Raw genomic sequence first — 2,491 nt, forward strand, 5'->3', positions numbered from 1 at the left:
GTAAGCGGTGTTCTTAGGCCACGGCCTTAAGCTCGGGAGCGGCGATGAAGGCCCAGGGCAGAAGCTCGTCGATCTGGCTGTTCGGGTGGCCGTTGACGATCCTGGCGAGCACGTCGGCGAGGTAGCCGAGCGGCTCGACGTCGTTCAGCTTGCACGTCTCGATCAGCGAAGCGACGACGGCCCAGTGCTCGGCGCCGCCGTCAGAGCCGGCGAAGAGGGCGTTCTTTCGGTTGAGCGCGATCGGGCGGATCGACCGCTCGACGGTATTGGAGTCGAGCTCGATGCGGCCGTCGTCGAGGAAGCGCGAGAGTCCCTCCCAGCGTGACAGCGTATACCGGATCGCCTCGGCGAGCTTCGTCTTCTGGCTGATCAGGCCGAGCTTCTCGCGCAGCCACAGCTCGAGCTCGGCCAGGATCGGTCGGCTCCTTTCCTGGCGCACGGCAAGACGTGCGTCTGCCGGCTGGCCGCGGATGTCGTCCTCGACGCGATAGAGCTCTGCGATGCGCCGCAGCGCCTCGCTCGCGATCGGCGCCGGACCGGCTGCGGCGAGTTCGTAGAAGCGCCGGCGCACGTGCGCCCAGCAGAAGGCGAGCGTTGCGCCGCTCTTGTCGGCGAGCACCCGATAGCCACCATATCCGTCGACCTGCAGGATTCCGGCAAAGCCCGCCAGATGAGCGATGGGTCGCTCCGCCTTTCGGTCCGGCGCATAGACATAGGCGACGCCCGGTGGGTCGCTTCCGTTCCATGGTCGGTCATCGCGGGCGTAGGCCCAGAGCTGCCCGGTCTTGGTCTTGCCGCGGCCGGGATCGAGCACCGGCGCCGTGGTCTCGTCGGCAAAGAGCTTCGGCGAGGCTTTCAGCTTCTCCAGCAGCCGCTCGTGGACTGGACGCAGATGCCAGGCGGCGCGGCCGACCCAGTCGGCGAGCGTGGATCGGTCGAGGTTGATACCCTGCCGGGCGTAGATCTGCGCCTGACGATAGAGCGGCAGGTGATCGGCATATTTGGAGACCAGAACCTGGGCGACCGTCGCCTCGGTTGGCAGACCGCCTTCGATCAGCCGGGCGGGCGCTGGAGCCTGCACGACAACGTCCTCGCAGGCACGGCAGGCATATTTGGGCCGACGCACGACGATCACGCGCAGCTGCGCCGGCACGATGTCGAGCCGTTCGCTAACGTCTTCGCCGATCCGGTGAAGCCCGTTGCGACAGCACGGGCAGGCATGGTCCTCGATGTCGACGACCATCTCGATGCGCGGCAGATGCGGCGGCAGCGCACCCCGGTTCGCCCGCCGCTTTGCGGTGCGCTGCGTTCGTTTGGCCGGATCGGCACGTTCGGCCTCTTCCTCGCCGGCCGCTTCGATTTGCTCGGCCTCCTCGAGGCCAAGGAGCAGTTGGTCTTCAGGCAGGCTCTCTGCGCGGCGACCGAAGCGGTGACGCTGCAATTCCTTGATGATCTGGGTCAGGCGGGCATTCTCGACATCGCGCGCCAGGACCATCGCCTTCAGCACATCCGGATCGTCGGGAAGCTGGTCCGCCGTCATCGCCATGATCGGATCAGACCATATTCGCCAGTTCCGGGCGACAGCGGAATCCAGGCTGATTCACTTGGTCGCGGATCAACCCGCCTGCGCCGGAGCGCGCGTCCGGCGGGCTTCATGGACGCGCCGCCAATCAAGCCCCTCAAGCAGTGCCGACAACTGGGCGGCCGTCAGCCGCATCACGCCATCCTGCACTTTCGGCCAGCGGAACTCGCCATCCTCCAGCCGCTTCGCATAGAGGCAGACGCCGGTGCCGTCCCAGAAGATCAGCTTGATCCGATCCGTTCGTTTCGCCCGGAACACATAGACCGCGCCGCTGAACGGATCGGCGCCCATCGTCTCGCGCACCAACGCAGCCAGCCCCTCCGCCCCCTTGCGGAAGTCCACCGGCTTCGTGGCCACCATGACCTTGACGGCGCCCGTTGGCCCGATCACGACGTTGCCTTCAGCGCACGGATCACCGCCGCAACCGTCCTGGCGTCTGCGCCGCGGCCAACCCGCATGGCGATGCCGTCGATCTCAAGCTCGATCAGGCCAGCATCTCGGCTCGCCTTCCGCTTCCGCGGCTGTGCTGGGCGCTTCGGCGCGGGTTCCGGAGGCGGCGCCGTCACCACCGCCGGAACAAAGAGCGGTTCGGGTGCCGGCGATGCCGCCAACGGCTGACGAGCAGCCCGACGCCACGCGAACAATTGCTGCGGGGACAAGGCATATCGCCGCGCTACCGCGCTCACGGTCTCGCCGGTCTCGTAGCTTTCTGCCACGATCCGTGCTTTCTCGTCCGGCAGCCATTCCCGCCGCCGACCGGAGCCGGTGAAGATCTCCAGCCGGCGAACCGGCTCTTCATCCCTGGACTTAAGCTTAAGCTCTGAAATCGTCATGTGTCGAAGCCCTCAAAGGCTCCGAACATCGTTCCTCAGCGTCACGCGCGAAAGGTGCTGTCGGAACAGCGCTTAC

Annotated in this window: 3 protein-coding genes; all 3 read right to left on the reverse strand. The window is 66.6% G+C overall.

The annotated features are described in order from the left end of the window. Window positions 1-13: 13 nt before the first annotated feature. A complete protein-coding gene (locus EOA49_RS31455; RefSeq protein WP_095826494.1) occupies window positions 14-1,546 on the reverse strand; it encodes an IS66 family transposase in 1,533 nt (510 codons plus the stop codon). Between the two features lie 69 nt (window positions 1,547-1,615). Next, window positions 1,616-1,972 carry an IS66 family insertion sequence element accessory protein TnpB gene (gene tnpB, locus EOA49_RS31460; protein WP_127242249.1) on the reverse strand — a complete coding sequence of 119 codons (357 nt, stop codon included), beginning with the start codon at window positions 1,970-1,972 and terminating at the stop codon, window positions 1,616-1,618. Beyond that, the gene (locus EOA49_RS31465; RefSeq protein WP_095826492.1) at window positions 1,969-2,415 is read right to left on the reverse strand and encodes a transposase; all 447 of its coding nucleotides are present in this window, start codon (window positions 2,413-2,415) and stop codon (window positions 1,969-1,971) included. Before EOA49_RS31465 ends, tnpB begins: the two co-directional genes overlap by 4 nt. Window positions 2,416-2,491 lie beyond the last annotated feature (76 nt).

Origin of the sequence: Mesorhizobium sp. M1A.F.Ca.IN.020.04.1.1 (assembly GCF_003997315.1) — a bacterium.
Lineage (GTDB): Bacteria > Pseudomonadota > Alphaproteobacteria > Rhizobiales > Rhizobiaceae > Mesorhizobium.